The following is a 17,827-nucleotide window of genomic DNA, read 5'->3' as shown; positions in this document are numbered from 1 at the left end:
CCGTTAACTCAAGTTACTAATCGCCTTTGGGCTACTAAAGGCGATTAGCGTTTCCATAAAATTAGAGCCATGCGCACCGGTGGAAGCCATGTCACAGACGATTTCTGCAAACTCAATCTATACGCAGTTCACTGCCGGTGAGCCACTGAATCGCATAACCGACTCAATAACAACAAGACTAAAGAGGTTTAGCCTGCCTATGCGCCGAATCAAATACATGAACTATCAAATCGAGTATCAATTCCAGGATGAGATTAATGGCAGCTGGCGACGCTTTGGTGGCAGAGTGATCGTTCGAGATACTAGCCTTAACAACGCGAAGAAACAGGTCATGTTGCGTGCTTTAGATAAGTCACTGCAACACTTCTCAATCTCTTCTGCCGAGCTGCTTATTTGAGCTGTTAATTAATTGATTAGTTGCTGGATTCAGTCATCAGTTGTCTAAGCTGCTTTTTGTAACGCCTCATTAAACCAATAGAAGCTTATCCAAAGTACGCGGTTTCATAACATTCCAATCAACGGGCTTTACTTAGGTAGCACTCTTCGCATGAGTGGCTATAATCACATGAGCCGTAATACCTGCTTACGCGCTAGTGTACTTGCTCGTCTTACTATTTTTACCGCTTGATAGCGGCCGCAAGTTACTCCCTCAACTTTGACGCTCAGCTAGCCCCTTAACTTTGACGCACTGTTAACCCATTAAAAAACTTAATACAACCTAATTATATCAATCAAAAAAACTCCTATAACATTCGCCTCAAGTTAAACCCCGAATCTGATTTTTCAGTAGGAGACAACAATGAATTTCAAGCAATTAATGATCGCATCAACCATGGGCGTAGCGATGGCATCGACCCCAGCATCTGCTGACTACTGTGACGATACCCTAGGTAACACTGTCGGCGGCGCTGTTGAAGGCGGTCTAGTTGGCGCAGCCCTTGGCGCAATTGCTGATGGCAAAGAAGGCGCTAAGCGTGGCGCTGCTATTGGTGCCGGTATTGGTGCAATCGATGGCCTAGTTGAAGGTGAAGTTCGTCGTGAGCGTTGCCGCCGTGACCGTGAAGACCTTGAATACGCCATTGTCGAAGGTGAACTTGAAGACATGTACACAGAAGAAGTTGTCGGTGACGCCATTGTCGAAGCCGAACTTGAAGATGCGTACGACGAAGCACTGATTGAAGACGCGATCATAGACGACGCGCTTTATGGCGACTACTAAGAAGCCCAGCTAAGTAAATTTAGACATTTTCCATCAGCATCAGCCTACGCAATTTGCAACAGGCTGGTGCTGATTTAAGTTTTGAGAGAGTAACTTAAAATGAACACACAAAATCAGCGAAACAAGTTTGTGCCGCTAAAAACCATTACAGCCGCAATTGCGCTACTAGGCTGTGTATCTCACAGTCAAGCTGATTTTATGGAGCAATTTCGCGACTCAAAAGATGGCAAGTTTGATGTCAGTCAATGGATTCTAGATAACGCGGTCGGTTTTATGCCAGTACCACTTATCGTAACTGAACCTGCCGTTGGCGCAGGTGGCGGTGCTGCACTGCTGTTTTTCCACGAAACAGACGAGCAAAAAGCGATCCGTCAACAAAACCCTGACGATGTTTCAGGTATTCCACCAAGTGTAACCGGTGTTGTTGGCTTAGCGACAAGTAACGGCAGTAAGCTTGCTGGTGTTTTTCACTCAGGCAACTGGAAAGAAGATAACATTCGTTATTTAGGTGGTTTTTTCGGTGCGAGCTTTAACCTAAAGCAATATGAAAATGGCAGCGATAAGCCCAATGAATTCAATATGCAAGGTCACTACTTTTTCCAAGATATTGATTTCAGAATCGCTGGCTCAAACTTCTTTGTCGGTGCTGACTACGTCAATATGTCATCAACTACCTTGTTCAAGCTAGCCGACCCAATTGAAGGGGTTCCGTCACCTGAATTTGATAGTGTTGATGCTCATGTGGGCGTTAAACTGACATATGACAGTCTGGACAATACTTTCTCAGCTCGCTCAGGAACTAAAGCCGGTATTAAAGCTAAGTTTCACGGCAAAAAAGTCGGTGGTGACTTTGACTATCAGGACTACCATCTATTTGTTAATAACTACACTAGGCTATCTCCAAAGTGGGGCTTAGGTGTACGCCTTGATGGTAAGTCTGCTACCGAAGGCGTGCCTTTCTATGCCAAGCCATTTATTGATATGCGCGGTATGGCAGCAATGCGCTACCAGGCTGATAACACTGCTTTAGGTGAAATTGAGCTGAGTTACGATATTGATGACCGCTGGACTGTGCTTGGTTTTGCCGGCACAGGTAAAGCCTTTGACCATAACCAAAGCTTTAGTGATGCAAAATGGCAAAGTGCGCAAGGCGGTGGTTTCCGTTACTTGATTGCAAGACAGCTAGGGATCCGCGCTGGTATCGATATAGCCAAAGGCCCCGAAGAGTGGACAACTTATATTCAGTTTGGCGGCGCTTGGTAAGCAAGCCTTTCAAAAACAAGGCGAACACCAGAATGTCTAACTCGCAATAATCAGCACTTAGACATACTGAGTTTGATAAAATAAAACAGGCGATGCCCTAACGGGTATCGCCTGTTTTGCTTGTTTGAGTGCTATTACTGTTTGCTGCCAAGCTCTGTTATTTGATCAATAAAAAACTGAGCTGCTGGGCCATGTTGAATATTGGTGCGCCAGCAAATATCCAGCGAGTTAATCATAGGCGCCAAGTTAAACTCAGGCTTAAATACATTGAGTGTGCCTAATGCTTGCCTATCGCCTAACATGGCTTGTGGAATAAAGCCCCAACCAATATCTTGCTCGATTAAGCGGACTACATCATCTTGATCAGATGCTTCCCAGACATCTTGCGACAATATCGACTGGGTTCTCATGACTGAATTGTCCATCAATCCAGAGCAAATAACCTGCCTATGCGAGATTAAAGTTTCGTTATCAACCACGTCCATGTCGGCAAAACTGGAGTCAGGACTACATACACAAACCCACTCAACATTCATACACGACAGAAAGTCTAAATGCTCTGGTACGCCCTCATCAGGGAACATCATGGCGACTTGTATTTCACCACTGTGAACGGCATTAGCCAATTGGTTATTTGCTAGCTTGATCAACTTAACATTGGTAAATGGGAACTTCTGTCCGAGCTTTTCCAGGGGAGCTTCGATGAGCGCTAAAGGTGCTAATGAATCGATCCCAATAACCAAGGTATCTTCAACTTCTTCGTTAACCCCAAGGGCGTAGCTTTCCATACGCTCAGCTTGACGCAGCAGAATTTTAGCTTGCTGATACAGGCGCTCACCTTGCACCGTTAAGGTTGGATACTTAGTGCTGCGGTCAAACAGTGAAATACCTAAATCTAACTCTAAGTTATTAACGCTAATACTCACAGAGCTTTGGCTTTTACCAATATGCCTTGCCGCGGCTGAAAATGATCCCTTCTCTGCCGCTGCCACAAACGCATTAAGTTGTTCAATATTTAACATCGGATATCCATTCGAAATTAATGTAGGTTAAGTATATAAAACCAGCGCAATTTAGCTAGTGCTATATTGAGCAGTTACAACAAAGATCGCTTTTTGCTTGCCCTACGTATAACTTAGTAATTATCCAAATTTCGCGACATGTAGCGGGAGGAAACTATGCAGTTAACGATTTTCTACGACAGTGCGTGCCCGCTTTGCAGCAAAGAAATGGCGCAGCTAAAGAGTTATGACAGGTTTAACAGCATAGTGCTTCAAGATCTCAATGCTGAAGATATTAACGAGCGCTTTCCTACACTAGACACTGATTATGCTAATACCATTTTGCATGGCTGGCTGCATAGCGGGCGATCGAGCGATATTATGGAAGACAGCGGTGAAATGCTATTGGGATTAGATGTAACGGCAAAAGCCTGGCAAATGGTGGGCAAACACCCCTGGATTCAACTACTGCGACTGCCCGGCATTAAATGTGTTGCAGACAAGGCCTACTTGAAATTTGCCAGTAATCGCTATCGTATTTCTTACCTACTGACAGGTCAAAAGCGCTGCGACGGAGATTCATGTTCGCTCTAGCTGTTCGTGCTAAATATGTTTTCAGGCAATACAGCCTTTCAAATTTAAAGCTTCTGGTTTTTCTGCCCTTAAACCCGTTTGAGAAAACAAAAAGCCCTCACATCATCGTGAGGGCTTTGTTAGTTAATCTTGGCATAAACGATTAGCTTTCGGCTTGCTCGGTTGAGTTCACTTTAGCTTTAGTGCGCTCACGCATCTTCTGCATAATCACATAAAACACTGGAACTAACAGCGTGCCGACTAGGGTTGCCGCTAGCATACCGCCAAATACTGAATAACCTAATGCACGGCGACTACCAGAGCCTGCACCAGTTGCAATAACCAGTGGTAATACGCCTAGCAAGAACGAAAATGCGGTCATCAATACAGCACGAAAACGCAGCTTAGCTGCAGTTTCAGCCGCTTCCAAAATGCTCTTACCGTCTTCACGCAGCTGCTTAGCGAACTCAACAATCAAAATCGCGTTCTTACAAGCGAGACCAATCAAGAGCACCAAGCCAATCTGGGCATATAGGTTCAAGTCTCCGCCCATTGCGAGGATGTAGGCGAATGCACCCAGTACCGCAATCGGTACCGCTAGCATTACCGCAAACGGAATAGTCCAGCTTTCATATTGAGCAACAAGGAACAAGTATGTGAACACCAGCGCTAAACCAAAGATAAGCGGTGCTAGGTTACCGGCTTTAATTTCCTGATAAGTCTGCCCTGTCCATTCAAAGCTGTAACCTGCTGGCAAGCTTTCATTTGCCGCGCGCTCCATTGCAGTAATCGCATCACCCGAGCTATAACCAGGTGCTGGGAAACCGTTAATGGTAGTTGAGCTAAACATGTTGTACGAGTTCATCACATCAGGGCCAAGAATTGGCGTCACGGTTACTAACGTGCTCAATGGGATCATCTCGCCATCGCCAGAACGGACATAGAACTTATTAATGTCACGGTCTGAGTTACGGAACTCACCCTCAGCCTGCAACATCACCCTAAACACCTTACCGAAACGGTTAAAGTCGTTCACGTACATAGAGCCAAGCATGGTCTGCATGGTGGTGAAAATTTCGTTGAGTGAAATGCCTAATGCTTTCGCTTTATCACGGTCAACATCAACATACATTTGCGGCACATCAGCACGGAAGTTACTAAATGAGAAGGCTATCTCTGGCTGCTCATTGGCTTTCATAATCAGCGCGCGCATGACTGACGATAGCTCTTGTGGACTGCGCCCTTGGGTATCTTGCAGCACAAACTCAAAGCCACCGACGCTACCCACACCAGGAATTGGCGGCAGCGAGAAAGCCATTGCCTTAACCGATGGGTTAGCTGAATACTTGGCTTGCAACTTAGCCACAATCGCCGACTCTGCAAGCTCTGGTGTGGTGCGCTCTTCCCAGTCAGACAAGGTGACAATCATCAAACCACCGTTTGACGATACCGAGCCCGTCAAAATACTAAAGCCACTGGCGTGAATAACATTTTCAACCCCAGGCTCTTGAAGCGTTAAGGTCACTAGCTCACGCATCACAGCTTCAGTACGGTTGAGCGATGCGCCATCTGGCAGCTGAATATCCACCATAAAGGCTTTTTTATCTTCCATAGGCACAAAACCTGTTGGCAGAATTTTCGCCGCGCCGCCAGTTAAGCCAATCAGCACTACATAAGCAATACCCACGAGTGTAAGTTTACGAACCAGACCAGACACCAGCCCCATGTACTTGCCAGTGGCAAAATCAAAGTACTTGTTAAATGTGGCGTGGAATCCTTTGGTATGCTCTTTTGGTGGGCGCATTACCGAGGCGCACAATGCCGGACTTAAGGTTAATGCGTTGATTGATGAAATTAACACCGAAATACAAATCGTCACCGAGAACTGGGCATACATCTGCCCGGTAATACCAGGCATAACAGCCGTAGGCGCAAATACCGCGAGCAGTACCAGCGTAGTCGCGATAATCGGCCCAGTAACCTCTTTCATTGCTTTAGAGGTCGCATCTTTAGCAGACAAGCCTTCGTCTTGCATCAGGCGGGTAACGTTCTCAACCACAACAATTGCGTCATCTACTACCACACCAATAGCCAGGATTAGTGCAAACAAAGAGACGGTGTTGATGCTCATACCAAACAGCAGTAAGAAGGCAAACGTACCAATCAGTGATACCGGAATTGCAATAGCGGGTACAAGTGTGGAGCGTGCATCTTGCAAGAAGATAAACACCACGAAAATTACCAGCAAAATAGAGATAACTAAGGTTTCAACAACTTCTTTAATCGAGGTTTCTACGAAAGCTGTCGTGTCGTAAAGCACATCGTAAGTAAGATCATTAGGGAAACGCTGTGACAGGTTTTCCATCTCTGCTTTTACCGCTTTGGCCACTTCAAGCGCATTAGCATCTGGTGACTGATAAATCGCGATAATCGCCGATGGTTTATTGTTTAGCTTACCCTGAGCGTCATAGGTTTGTGACCCCAGCTCCACGCGAGCGACATCAGACACCGTCACCTTTGAGCCGTCGTTATTAGCGCGGATCATCACTCTGCCAAACTCTTCCACGTCTTTTAAACGACCTTTGGTTTGTAGCGTGTACTGGAACTGCTGATTCGGGTCGACTGGCGCTGCACCAATACGACCAGCCGCCACCTGAATGTTTTGCTCTTGCAGAGCAGCAATGACATCGGTAGCAGTCACACCTAAACTTGCCATGCTATTGGGGTCAAGCCAGATACGCATGGCGTAATCCATACCACCAATAACCTGTACTTTCGATACACCACCCTGACGGGCCAATGCATCTTTAATGTTAAGGCCGGCATAGTTGGTAATAAACAGTGAATCGAAGGTTTCTTCAGGTGAATAAACGTTGACCACCATCAGCATATTAGGGCTTTGCTTCTCTACTTTCACCCCTTGTCGCTGAACCTCTTGAGGAAGACGTGGCGTAGCTTGTTGCACTCTATTTTGTACTTGCACCTGCGCCATGTCAGGGTCAGTACCCACCTCAAAGGTCACGCTGAGCGAGTATGAACCATCATTAGAGCTCTTTGACTCCATGTAGATCATACCTTCAACACCATTTACTTCAGCCTCAATAGGTTGAGCAATGGTGTCTTTTACAATCGCAGCACTTGCTCCTGAATAGCTAGTTGAAATGTTAACCTGTGGCGGCGCAATTTGCGGAAACTCAGCCACCGACAATACTGGAATGGCAATCAGCCCCACCAGGGTGAGAATAATTGAAATAACAAACGCAAATTTAGGTCTGTTAATAAAAAAATCACTAATCATAGCAATCCCTCACTAAGACGCATCGGCGTTTGATTTGTTTAACTCTTCGAAAGGCTTCACATCTTGCTCGACAGCGTCAACCTGAATGCCTGGGCGAATTTTTTGTAAACCATCAACTACAATACGTTCGCCTTGTTTTAGGCCGCTAAGAACGCGCCAGTCGATACCAAAACGCTCACCAAGCTCAATTACACGTTTCTCAACCTTGTTTTCACTAGTCAAAACCATTACAAAGCGACCCTGTTGGTCTTCTTGGACCGAGGCTTGCGGAATAAGAATGGCTTTTTCAACAACAGGTGACTCAACAATCAAGGTGACAAACAAACCAGGCAATAGCAGGCTATTGGCGTTATCAAAACTTGCTCGTAGCTCTAGCGTACCGGTTGCGGCATCAACACGGTTACTAATAAAGTCAATATGACCTATCTCATCGAAGATGGTGTCATTTGGTAGACGCAGTTTAATTACTACGTCTTCAATTTTGACATTGAGATTTGGGTTTTTAGCAAGTTCCTGCTGGAATGAAATCAGTGACTTTTCAGCCACCTGAAAGTTAACTCGCATAGGTTGAAGCTGAACCAGACTCGCCATTTCCGTTTGCGGGGTGATAATGTCACCAGTACTCACTTTAGAGCTACTAATACGACCTGAAATTGGCGCGTATACCTTTGTATAACTAAGTTGCAATTCAGCCGCTTCCAGTGCAGCTTCCGCTTCAACAACACCCGCTTCAGTGGTTAGCTTACGACTAGTTAGCTCATCCATATCTTGCGCACTGATCATGCCGTCTGGCAGCAAACGTTTACCACGCTGCCAGTTCATAATAGCAACATCTTTAGACGCTATCGCCTGCTTTAACACCGCTTTTTGTTGAGCAAGCTTGGCTTCATATGTTGATGGGTCGATTTCAAACAACAAGTCGCCAGCAGCAACATCTTGACCTTCTGCAAAAACGCGTTTTAGCAGCTGACCCTGAATTTGCGACTTAATCACCACGTCTTCAGATGCGCGGGTACGCCCAACAATTTCTGACATTGGGCGAATTTCTTTCAACTCAGCTGTATTAACAATCACACTCGGCAGGCTTTGCGCTGCTTGCTGCTGCGGTGCATCCGAGCAGGCCGCGCCGAATAACATCACACTCAGCACCAGGCTGATTTTCATCCAAGAATTTCCAACGCGAACCATACAAGCCTCCAAAGACTTTCGATAAATCAGTATCATAAATGAGGTTATTGAAACACCTTTACACCTCAATAACAATAGCACCCAACAACACAACATACGCAACAATTACGCTTCAGTTATCGAATTTGAAGCATAAAAAAACGCGAAGTAAAAACTTCGCGTTTTTTCAATATCATTGTGAGCTTATTTTACAAACTCAACGCCGATTTTGATGTCACCTTTTAAGGTGTCTAGCATTTCGTCACGCGCATTCGCTTCGAACTCGCTAACATCACCATAAGGAAGTACTTTCTCAACACCGTTCTTACCAAGTAGTACTGGTTGAGCGAAGAATTCAGCGTGCTCGCTGCCACCATCAACGTAGGCACACTCAACAACGTTTGCTTCACCTTGAAGACCACGAACAAGTGATAAACCAAAGCGGCAAGCTGCTTGCCCCATAGAAAGTGTTGCGCTACCGCCGCCGGCTTTAGCTTCAACTACTTCAGTACCTGCGTTTTGAATACGCTTAGTTAGTGAAGCTACTTCTTCATCAGTAAAGCTCACGCCTTCAACCTGTGAAAGTAGTGGAAGAATAGTCACGCCGCTGTGACCACCGATAACGTTTAGCTTAACGTCTGCAACGTTCAAGCCTTTTAGCTCAGCAATGAAAGTTTCGCTGCGGATAACGTCTAGTGTTGTCACACCGAATAAACGGTTTTTGTCGTAAACGCCAGCTTTCTTTAGTACTTCAGCAGCAATAGCAACAGTTGTATTAACTGGGTTAGTGATCACACCAACTAGCGCTTTAGGACAAGTAGCAGCAACTTTTTCAATTAGGCTACGAACGATACCAGCATTGATGTTAAATAGGTCGCTGCGATCCATACCGGGCTTACGTGCAACACCCGCAGAGATAAGTACTACATCAGCACCCTCTAAAGCAGGAGTTGGATCTTCACCAGCAAAACCTTTTACTTCAACAGCGGTAGGAATGTGGCTTAGGTCAACAGCAACACCTGGTGTTACTGGTGCGATGTCGTATAGAGACAATTGTGAGCCCGCAGGCAATTGAGTTTTCAATAGTAAAGCTAAGGCCTGGCCAATACCACCAGCAGCACCAAGTACAGCAACTTTCATAATTATCTCCATCAATTATATGCAATTTGTGACATAGATCTTATTTCTATGGGCGTCACATTACTTCAATGTCACACTAATTTCAATTATCCATTAGTCGCTGAGCGCAATTAAGCAAAGGCTTAAGCGTAAAGCTCAGTCACTGGAATACATTAAACACTTTATGAAAATTTGGACTTGTCTAGAAGAAAACAAACTAGAGGAATTTATTACGCCTCAAACTTACCTTGGGCACGTGGGTTAACTCGAAGTTGATAGAGCGCAGCAGGTGGCTGCTCACGTTCAATAAGGTAACTCCAATAATCATCGTCTAGCGCTGTGATAAAGTTATGCTCGCCGCGACTTTTGAGGATCAGGTGCCACCACACTATCCCCAAAAGCCGAAGGTACAGATTGTTAAACAAAAATGAAGAGGATGGTTAATACTCGAAGGAAGATTAGACGCCGCTGCGCCGTGAGGAAGTCGACGTACCCGAAAACGATACCGTTTAGCATCATGTCGAATGGCCATTTTCACCTCCGGCGGCATGTTTTCTAAACCAAACATTAACAGCGACATGTTAAGCATAGTAGACTTTAGTCGAATGCCAAGTTTATAAGCTCGACATTTACTTACGACTTAACACTGCCCACTTTGGAACAGCCAAAAATGATAATTAGAAAAGCGCTTAATACCGACCTTGATTCACTAGTTGCCTTTAATCAGGCTATGGCACTAGAAACCGAAGATTTAAAGCTAGATGAGCAAACCCTGCAACGCGGAGTTAAGGGAATGCTAGAACACAGTGAACGCGGCTTCTATTTGGTCGCAGAAGTTGAAGGAGCAGTCATAGGCTCGCTGATGGTGACATTTGAATGGAGTGACTGGCGCGCCGAACAGTATTACTGGATCCAAAGCGTTTATGTGAGCCCAGAATATAGACGCAAAGGTATATATAGCGCCTTGTATAATCAGGTAAAACAAATAGCCAGAGACAAAAACGACGGACGCTGTTTTAGACTTTACGCCGAGCACGACAACCACAATGCTCACAGTACCTACAAAAAACTGGGAATGAGTGAAAGTCACTATCTGATGTTTGAAGAAACTATTTGATAATAGAACGAGTCATATATTCACTGAAGGCGCTTGAATTAAATCTGATGGTAAACTTTGCCTCGCCACACTGAAATACAACCCATACCAAACAAAAAGCATACATTCATCCAGAGCTAGTTACATCTAATGTTAACTAGCCCTTAGTTATGGGTAATAGTGATGCTTAGAATTCCAACCAGATAGATAATTCTCTTCCAATTCTTAACGGTTTGAGAGGCCGATATGTCAAGTTATTCAAAAGCTAATTCAATTGATAGTGCTCAACACACTCGTCAAGCTGAAAGCAAACACAATGACTATAGCCCTCAAACAAAGCCTTTAAAGCAAGCACATGAACAGGCACTAGAGCTATCTACTCAATCGTCTCCATCACTCGATCAACAAGCTCAGCAGCTTTTTAAACAAGATCAACAACTAACCAATGAGCAACTATCCCTTGAACAGTTGTCTCCAGAGCAAGTGGCACGCTTAGCAGTCATTGAACAACGCCGCGACCACATTGTTTTGCTGGCTATGAAAGGTAAAAAATTTAGCGATATGCCCTTGCTAACGGCTCTGGCAAACAAGTATCACTGTAGTGTACTGGATATCATGGATGACCTAGAACTGTTGACGCAACCAGCGGTTTGGAAACAACATAAATCTCGCCTTAAATCGACACAAGAGCTGCAAATTATGCGCAAACAACAATTGCAAAAAGAGCGTAAAAATACAGTTGGTGAATTTATGGATGAGTCGGTTAAGTTCAATTCAGACTTGCTAATCGCTTTATCTAAGCAGTTTGAATGCAAACCAAAACAGATTGTAGCTGACATCATGCACTACAAGAGCTATGACAACTTAATAAGCGGCTACAAACAAGCCAAGGCCAGCTTGCCCGGTGTCCGTGCTGCACTTCGTTGCGCTAAGTTAAACCTTAAATACTAAAACCAAATTAGCCAGCTCTAAGTGCCAATACTGCACTAACATCAATAGGTTGAGGCAAAGCCACAAAATCTAACTCAGTTTGGTCGACTGCGTAAATCGACATGCGGTCGGCTAGCTCATTGCCCTCAATACCCACGTGTGCGGCAACATGTTCAAGCTCAATCGCATCTTTTAAACTGTCATAAAGCTCATGGGCCTGTTGGATCAACTCAAGGTTGGCAATCTCGCCACCTTTACGTGTCCAGCCTTTGGCTTTCCAGCCATAAGCCCAATTGCTAATACAGTTAATTGAGTACTGAGAGTCACTAAAAATCTTCACTGACTTACCTTGAGCACTTGCTTGCTGAGCCATCTGTAAAGCTTGCGTTAATGCGTTAAGCTCAGCGGTATTATTGGTGCCATTCGGGTTATACAGCCCGTACCATAGATTAGTCAGCACGCCAGATTGATACTCAGCAACACCTGAACCTGCTTGCCCTGGGTTTGGGTCACAGCCGCCATCTGTGTATAACACAACATCATATTGCCCCAATACTACTTGATGCTCTGAAACCCCAGCTTTCGATTTTGCCGCAGAAGGCTTAACAGCCTTACTTGCCTGACCGATACTCTTATCAGCCGCCTGGCCAAAAGCCGCTTTTGCTTCAGCAAAGCTTGGAAATGATTTGTACTTGGCACCAGCAAACTTATCGACTTGCGCCTTGGCCTCGTTCCAATTGTCATAAATGCCAGGCTTGCGTCCTTGCCACACTACGTAAAACTTCTTCGCCATTCGGTTTGCCTTAATTTGCAATCAATGAGTGCATATGATGCCACAAAAAAACGAGCCTTAAGCTCGTTTTTAATCTGACCTTTAACCTGTTGGCTGAGATTTAGCTCATAACAAGTTATTGCACTTACGTTCTGAATTCAGGGCTTTTACCGCAATCGACTACATACGCTTGTGCTTACTCGGAACAGATATTGGGCCATTAATGTGCTCATAAGCCACTGAGCCGGAGCCTGCAGCAGGAATATTCAAACCTTGAGTGTGGGCAACATCAATACCGCCTGAACCATCATTAATGGTTACCATGCCAGCAATATGCTCCACCGTGACGCTACCTGAACCGTCATTGATATTTAAATCACCTTTAACATGCTCAACTTTAATTGAGCCTGAGCCATCATTAATTGAAACGTTACCGTGCGCTTGCTCAAGCGTAATTGAACCAGAGCCGTCATTAATATTCACAGTGTTACCGCCGCGAATATCAATACTACCCGAACCATCATTAATATTTAGATCTGCACCACCGTCAATTTTAATCGAGCCAGAACCGTCTTTAATATTGATGTTATTGTTCACTTTACTGATCTTAATCGGCCCCGAACCATCCTCAATTTCAAGTAACATCGAATTAGGTACAGTCACTTCAAGGTCGATATAAGGTGATTCTGAAGATAAAGAAAATAACGACATACCGGCTTCTGCATCCGCCTTCAGTATCGCTTTATCACCACGACGTTTTAAACTCAGCTCAATGTCACTATTATCTGTTTGGTAAATATCGGCAACCACAATCACCTGTTCGATATCTGCACCCGTTATCACCAGTTTACCTGCGCCAACCTTTGCTTTTAACGCTTCTAGATCGCTAGCTTTAAGTTCTAGCTGTTGTTGGCTATGCTGCAATTCATCCGCTAACGCAGCGCCACTTGTTGTTAATGCGCCAGCCAAACACAGCGCGACAGTTAATGGTTTGATTAAAGAAGAGCTCATAAAAATTTATCCTTAAATTCGTTTGCTTAAGCCTTACCTAAACTAATGATAACAGCTTGGCATTTATTATTGTTTACAGCACATAGGGCATTCGACTTAAATCAACAATTTTATCCTTGTGCAGCCTTACTCCAATCAAAGAAGCAAAGACTTTGCCAACTTACAGAAAAGAAAAATAAGCCAATACAAACAACAGATTAAGATTGGCAGGCAAACAAATAGGCTCTGTTAAAAATTAAATAATTAAGTCAGATCCACAAATTTTAGTGAAACTCACCAACTCAGTCAGCCTTGAAGCCCTAACCCCTGAAACCCTGAACTCCTGAAACCCTGAAACCCTGAAACCCTGAAACCCTGAAACCCTGAAACCAAAGTAACACTCCAACACTTGCTTGGAATAACCATGATTCAATCAGTAGGCAGTGACCAACACTACTGCTATGATTGCCCACATCAAGTTAAAAGCCGTGTTGATAGAGATCCCGCCAAATGACCACAACTACCATTCGCCTTATCGTTGGTTCAAAAAATCCGGTTAAAGTAAATGCCGCCAAAGAAACCTTAAACCTGTACTTTCCTGATGCCGAAATTGACTGCATGGGTATTGCGGCACCATCAGGCGTAGCCGACCAACCAATGACAGATGCTGATACCAAGCTTGGCGCCATTAATCGCGCCAAATATTGCCAGCAGCAACATCCAGAGGCTGATTTTTTTATCGCAATGGAAGGCGGCGTTGACTTATTTGACCATGGAGCCGCAACCTTCGCTTATATGGCAATCATTCATCAGGGCAAACTTTCAGTTGGTCGCGGCGCTATGCTACCTCTCCCTAAGCAGGTCTATCACGCATTAGAGCAAGGCGAAGAGTTAGGTCATGTAATGGACAGACTATTTAATACCGACAACATCAAACAAAAAGGCGGCGCGATAGGCTTGCTGACAAACAATCTAGCCACTCGTACTAGCAACTACACCCATGCCTTGATATTAGCCATGGCGCCATTTGTTAATCCTGAGCTGTTTGTTAATCACGAGTAATTTGTTCCCCCAAGAGTTGTTTGAATAAAACGTGGAAAAGAATGACTAATATCACCACCGACAATATAAATCAGGTTAGCGATCAAGACTGGCAAATCCGCCCAATTGAAACGCGAGATAATCCAGCTGTGGCAGAGGTTATCCGCAGCGTATCCGGAGAGTATGGATTAACGGCAGACAAAGGCTATGGCGTAGCAGACCCAAACCTAGATGATATGGAAGCAACTTATGCTGCAGATGGCTGGCAATATTGGGTGATTGAATATCAAGGCAAGGTACTGGGCGGCGCAGGTATCGCACCACTAAGTAGCTCATTGACGCAAACCCAATGTCAAACTAGTACCACTGGTATCGCCGAGCTACAAAAAATGTACTTTAGCAAAGCTATTCGCGGTAAAAAACTTGCGCTACCTATGTTTGAAATCTGCCAACAATTTGCCATCGCAGAGGGTTATAGCCAGCTTTACCTTGAAACCACAGCCCTACTGCCCGAAGCGTTAAACTTTTACAATCAGCTTGGCTTCAAGCGCTGCCGACACCTTGGTGACACAGGCCATGATGCCTGTGAAATCGCCATGATACTGCAGCTGACTGCTGATAAATAAAATCATCACTTCAACACTCAACGCTTGCTTATAACCTAAGCAGCTAAAACGGATACAGCTCGTCACCACTTTTCAACTCCCACAAAGCTTGTTAGGGTGAAATTACCTATCATCTTGCGGGAGTAACAAATGGAATATCAACGACTTGGTCTATCGACCTTAGAAGTCAGTAAATTGTGCTTAGGCACAATGACATGGGGTGACCAAAATACTCAAGCAGATGCATTCGAGCAGCTTGATTATGCTATCGCCCAGGGCATTAACTTTATTGATACTGCCGAGATGTACCCAGTGCCGCCACAAAGTTCAACTCAGGGCGAAACTGAGCGCATCATAGGCAACTATTTAAAACAACGAGGTAATCGCGATAATCTCGTTATCGCCACTAAGGTTGCCGCTCCCGGCGTCAAAGGCGACCCACTCAGACCTAACATGGCGCTAGACTGGCGCAATATTCATCAGGCGGTTGAAGAGTCGCTTACCCGCTTGCAAATCGACACCATTGATTTGTATCAGGTGCATTGGCCTGAGCGTAACACCAACTATTTTGGCCAGTTTATGTATGAGCATGATGAGGATGAACATGCTACACCAATCTTAGACACCCTTGAAGCGCTGTCGGAATTAGTCAAGCAAGGCAAAATTCGTTACATAGGTATTTCCAATGAAACCCCTTGGGGCTTTATGAAGTATCTAAAGCTTGCTGAAAAGCATGAATTGCCAAGAGTGGTGAGTATTCAAAACCCTTACAGCCTGCTAAATCGCAGTTTCGAAATGGGCAATTCAGAGATCAGCTTACGCGAAGAAGTACCACTGCTCCCCTATTCTCCAATGGCATTTGGTGCATTAAGCGGTAAGTACCTTAACAATCAAGCACCAGCAGATGCGCGCATGACGCTCTCGCCACGGTTTACTCGCTATACCAGCACGCCGATGGCAATTGAGGCAACTCAGGCTTATGTGGATTTAGCCCGAGAGTTTAACTTATCGCCCGCGCAAATGGCGCTCGCCTTTGTACAATCACGTAAGTTTGTTGGCAGCACGATTATTGGTGCATCAAAACTTGAGCAATTAAAAGAGAATATTGCCAGTCAGGAATTAGTACTGTCTGGTGAGCTACAAACAAGAATCGATGAGTTATCTGCACTCTATCGCTTCCCTTGCCCTTAGTCGTTTCCCTTGACCTTGATAAGAGAACGCTGGGTAAAAGCATATATAGCCAGTTTGATAGGCAGTAAATCAACTTAGAGGAAGCAAGCTTAACTTCTACTTGCAAAGGGGCGGCAATTACTTGAAGATCTTCAAGTACTGTCGTCTTTTTTATTGCCATTTATAAGCGCCACTTGCTATGACCTCTGCTAATCAATCAACCTCTACTCACTTACAACCTGCTTCCACGGAGTTTGACCACAACGCTGTTCGCGCTCAATTCCCTTTGCTTACCCTAGGGAATACTCAACAAGATGGCGACAGCGATGGCGACAATAGTGGACAAGGTGAGCAGCAAGTTTGCTATTTAGATACCGCAGCCACTAGCCAAAAACCACAGTGCGTGATTGACGCAATGACGGCTTATTATCAACGCAGTAACGCTAACGTGCACCGCGCCGCGCACCAGTTATCAGCCGCGGCCACTCGTGATTATGAAGCAGTACGAGAGCAAGTCGCCAGTTTTATTAACGCCGCCAGCAGCCGCGAGATCATCTTTACTCAAGGTACGACAAGCGCGATTAATATGCTTAGCTATGGCCTAACTGAGCAATTTGCGAAAGGCGATGTCATTTTAGTCGACGGCGCCGCCCACCACGCCAACATAGTACCTTGGCAGGAACTCGCCAAACGCACAGGCGCGATTGTTAAACCCATTCCGCTAACGAACAATGGATTAATCTGTCAGCAAGGTTATCAAACCCTACTAGTGCAAAAGCCAAAACTTGTGGCACTAGCCCACGTCACCAATGCGTTAGGCACAATCAATCCTGTGGCAGATATGCTTGCCCAAGCTCAGCAAGCAGGCGCAATGACGTTTGTTGATGGCGCACAAGCAGTGGCGCATTTAACGGTTGATGTTAGCGCACTCAATTGCGACTTTTATGCCTTTTCAGGTCATAAGATGTATGGCCCTACAGGCATCGGCGTACTTTACGGTAAGTTTGAGCAACTCGATAAACTCACGCCTATGCTCACTGGGGGCGAGATGATCAAAACGGTGAGTTTTAGTGGCACCACATTTGGTGAGTTGCCAAATCGCCTCGAGGCCGGCACCCCAGCAATTGCAGAAGTTATAGGTTTAGGTGCAGCGATTGAATTTTTAAACTCACTAGATAAAACCCACGTATCTAACCATGAGCGCGGCTTAATGAGTTATCTTCAGCAGCAGTTAAGCTTGTTAGAGGATATTAACCTATATGGTTTGGACGATAGTAGCGAAGATGGCAGCTGTGGCACACAGAGCGTTCAGCCGCAGTCAACCAATGTCGGCGCCCTTGCCTTTAACATCAAAGGTGAGCACCATCAGGATGTTGGCATCTTGCTAGATCAGCAAAACATTGCCGTGCGCTGTGGTCACCACTGCGCTATGCCATTGATGGAACATTTAGCTTTAGCGGGCTGCTGCAGAGTTTCGATTGGGGTCTACAGTAACAAAGCCGATATCGATAGATTTATTAATGGCTTAAAAGAAGTCATCGACATTTTGGTATAGAATCTCAGTAATCGTATTTAATAAGAGA

Annotated in this window: 16 protein-coding genes and 1 pseudogene; 10 read left to right on the top strand and 7 right to left on the bottom strand. The window is 45.0% G+C overall.

Annotation, left to right across the window (positions count from 1 at the left end):
- Positions 1–88: 88 nt before the first annotated feature.
- From EXU30_RS14415 to EXU30_RS14405, 3 genes are all read left to right on the top strand, one after another.
- Entirely contained in the window at positions 89–397 is a 309-nt protein-coding gene (locus tag EXU30_RS14415) for a hypothetical protein (protein WP_130601181.1), read from the top strand.
- A 402-nt stretch (positions 398–799) separates the two neighbouring features.
- Positions 800–1,219, top strand: a complete 420-nt coding sequence (locus tag EXU30_RS14410; RefSeq protein WP_130601179.1) for a hypothetical protein — start codon at positions 800–802, stop codon at positions 1,217–1,219.
- Positions 1,220–1,318: 99 nt separating this feature from the next.
- Positions 1,319–2,482 (top strand): BamA/TamA family outer membrane protein, encoded by a 1,164-nt coding sequence (locus tag EXU30_RS14405; protein WP_242620218.1) that lies wholly within the window; start codon positions 1,319–1,321, stop codon positions 2,480–2,482.
- A 134-nt stretch (positions 2,483–2,616) separates the two neighbouring features.
- On the opposite strand, the gene EXU30_RS14400 is transcribed toward EXU30_RS14405, so the two are convergent.
- Entirely contained in the window at positions 2,617–3,504 is an 888-nt protein-coding gene (locus EXU30_RS14400; protein WP_130601177.1) for a LysR family transcriptional regulator, read from the bottom strand.
- 156 nt (positions 3,505–3,660) lie between these two features.
- Between EXU30_RS14400 and EXU30_RS14395 the strand changes: the two genes are divergently transcribed.
- Complete coding sequence (locus tag EXU30_RS14395) at positions 3,661–4,077, top strand: thiol-disulfide oxidoreductase DCC family protein (protein WP_130601175.1); 417 nt, start codon at positions 3,661–3,663, stop codon at positions 4,075–4,077.
- Positions 4,078–4,219: 142 nt separating this feature from the next.
- Here EXU30_RS14395 and EXU30_RS14390 read toward each other — a convergent pair whose 3' ends face one another.
- The 4 genes and pseudogenes from EXU30_RS14390 to EXU30_RS14375 all read right to left on the bottom strand — a co-directional run bounded on the left by EXU30_RS14390 (position 4,220) and on the right by EXU30_RS14375 (position 10,172).
- The gene (locus tag EXU30_RS14390; RefSeq protein ID WP_130601173.1) at positions 4,220–7,354 is read right to left on the bottom strand and encodes an efflux RND transporter permease subunit; all 3,135 of its coding nucleotides are present in this window, start codon (positions 7,352–7,354) and stop codon (positions 4,220–4,222) included.
- Between the two features lie 12 nt (positions 7,355–7,366).
- Positions 7,367–8,518, bottom strand: a complete 1,152-nt coding sequence (locus EXU30_RS14385) for an efflux RND transporter periplasmic adaptor subunit (protein ID WP_242620217.1) — start codon at positions 8,516–8,518, stop codon at positions 7,367–7,369.
- A gap of 207 nt (positions 8,519–8,725) precedes the next feature.
- Positions 8,726–9,661, bottom strand: coding sequence for a malate dehydrogenase (gene mdh, locus EXU30_RS14380; protein WP_130601169.1), 936 nt, complete (start codon positions 9,659–9,661; stop codon positions 8,726–8,728).
- 209 nt (positions 9,662–9,870) lie between these two features.
- A pseudogene (locus tag EXU30_RS14375) lies at positions 9,871–10,172 on the bottom strand (hypothetical protein).
- 138 nt (positions 10,173–10,310) lie between these two features.
- On the opposite strand from EXU30_RS14375, the gene EXU30_RS14370 reads away from it, so the two are divergent.
- Both EXU30_RS14370 and EXU30_RS14365 read left to right on the top strand, forming a co-directional pair.
- The gene (locus tag EXU30_RS14370; RefSeq protein WP_130601167.1) at positions 10,311–10,757 is read left to right on the top strand and encodes a GNAT family N-acetyltransferase; all 447 of its coding nucleotides are present in this window, start codon (positions 10,311–10,313) and stop codon (positions 10,755–10,757) included.
- Positions 10,758–10,982: 225 nt separating this feature from the next.
- Entirely contained in the window at positions 10,983–11,687 is a 705-nt protein-coding gene (locus tag EXU30_RS14365) for a hypothetical protein (protein WP_130601165.1), read from the top strand.
- Between the two features lie 7 nt (positions 11,688–11,694).
- On the opposite strand, the gene EXU30_RS14360 is transcribed toward EXU30_RS14365, so the two are convergent.
- Both EXU30_RS14360 and EXU30_RS14355 read right to left on the bottom strand, forming a co-directional pair.
- On the bottom strand, positions 11,695–12,459 hold the full coding sequence (locus tag EXU30_RS14360) for a ribonuclease H1 domain-containing protein (RefSeq protein WP_130601163.1): 765 nt from the start codon (positions 12,457–12,459) through the stop codon (positions 11,695–11,697).
- A 159-nt stretch (positions 12,460–12,618) separates the two neighbouring features.
- Positions 12,619–13,449, bottom strand: a complete 831-nt coding sequence (locus EXU30_RS14355; RefSeq protein ID WP_130601161.1) for a DUF4097 family beta strand repeat-containing protein — start codon at positions 13,447–13,449, stop codon at positions 12,619–12,621.
- Positions 13,450–13,938: 489 nt separating this feature from the next.
- Here EXU30_RS14355 and yjjX point away from each other — a divergent pair, with 489 nt between their 5' ends.
- The 4 genes from yjjX (at position 13,939) to EXU30_RS14335 (ending at position 17,799) form a co-directional block, all read left to right on the top strand.
- Positions 13,939–14,490, top strand: coding sequence for an inosine/xanthosine triphosphatase (gene yjjX, locus EXU30_RS14350; RefSeq protein ID WP_130601159.1), 552 nt, complete (start codon positions 13,939–13,941; stop codon positions 14,488–14,490).
- Between the two features lie 41 nt (positions 14,491–14,531).
- Positions 14,532–15,095: a GNAT family N-acetyltransferase gene (locus EXU30_RS14345; protein ID WP_130601157.1), complete on the top strand. Its 564-nt coding sequence runs from the start codon at positions 14,532–14,534 to the stop codon at positions 15,093–15,095.
- Positions 15,096–15,224: 129 nt separating this feature from the next.
- Positions 15,225–16,265, top strand: a complete 1,041-nt coding sequence (locus EXU30_RS14340) for an NADP(H)-dependent aldo-keto reductase (protein WP_130601155.1) — start codon at positions 15,225–15,227, stop codon at positions 16,263–16,265.
- A gap of 178 nt (positions 16,266–16,443) precedes the next feature.
- Positions 16,444–17,799, top strand: a complete 1,356-nt coding sequence (locus tag EXU30_RS14335) for an aminotransferase class V-fold PLP-dependent enzyme (protein ID WP_130601153.1) — start codon at positions 16,444–16,446, stop codon at positions 17,797–17,799.
- Positions 17,800–17,827 lie beyond the last annotated feature (28 nt).

This window comes from Shewanella maritima, assembly GCF_004295345.1.
Taxonomy (GTDB): Bacteria; Pseudomonadota; Gammaproteobacteria; order Enterobacterales; family Shewanellaceae; genus Shewanella; species Shewanella maritima.
Note: the sequence above shows the minus strand (reverse complement) of the source record. Positions and strands in the feature narration are given on the sequence as shown.

Coding starts and splice junctions, on each gene's coding strand:
- EXU30_RS14415 (WP_130601181.1), top strand. CDS start 89: ATGTCACAGACGATTTCTGCAAACTCAATCTATACGCAGTTCACTGCC.
- EXU30_RS14410 (WP_130601179.1), top strand. CDS start 800: ATGAATTTCAAGCAATTAATGATCGCATCAACCATGGGCGTAGCGATG.
- EXU30_RS14405 (WP_242620218.1), top strand. CDS start 1,319: ATGAACACACAAAATCAGCGAAACAAGTTTGTGCCGCTAAAAACCATT.
- EXU30_RS14400 (WP_130601177.1), bottom strand. CDS start 3,504: ATGTTAAATATTGAACAACTTAATGCGTTTGTGGCAGCGGCAGAGAAG.
- EXU30_RS14395 (WP_130601175.1), top strand. CDS start 3,661: ATGCAGTTAACGATTTTCTACGACAGTGCGTGCCCGCTTTGCAGCAAA.
- EXU30_RS14390 (WP_130601173.1), bottom strand. CDS start 7,354: ATGATTAGTGATTTTTTTATTAACAGACCTAAATTTGCGTTTGTTATT.
- EXU30_RS14385 (WP_242620217.1), bottom strand. CDS start 8,518: ATGAAAATCAGCCTGGTGCTGAGTGTGATGTTATTCGGCGCGGCCTGC.
- mdh (WP_130601169.1), bottom strand. CDS start 9,661: ATGAAAGTTGCTGTACTTGGTGCTGCTGGTGGTATTGGCCAGGCCTTA.
- EXU30_RS14370 (WP_130601167.1), top strand. CDS start 10,311: ATGATAATTAGAAAAGCGCTTAATACCGACCTTGATTCACTAGTTGCC.
- EXU30_RS14365 (WP_130601165.1), top strand. CDS start 10,983: ATGTCAAGTTATTCAAAAGCTAATTCAATTGATAGTGCTCAACACACT.
- EXU30_RS14360 (WP_130601163.1), bottom strand. CDS start 12,459: ATGGCGAAGAAGTTTTACGTAGTGTGGCAAGGACGCAAGCCTGGCATT.
- EXU30_RS14355 (WP_130601161.1), bottom strand. CDS start 13,449: ATGAGCTCTTCTTTAATCAAACCATTAACTGTCGCGCTGTGTTTGGCT.
- yjjX (WP_130601159.1), top strand. CDS start 13,939: ATGACCACAACTACCATTCGCCTTATCGTTGGTTCAAAAAATCCGGTT.
- EXU30_RS14345 (WP_130601157.1), top strand. CDS start 14,532: ATGACTAATATCACCACCGACAATATAAATCAGGTTAGCGATCAAGAC.
- EXU30_RS14340 (WP_130601155.1), top strand. CDS start 15,225: ATGGAATATCAACGACTTGGTCTATCGACCTTAGAAGTCAGTAAATTG.
- EXU30_RS14335 (WP_130601153.1), top strand. CDS start 16,444: ATGACCTCTGCTAATCAATCAACCTCTACTCACTTACAACCTGCTTCC.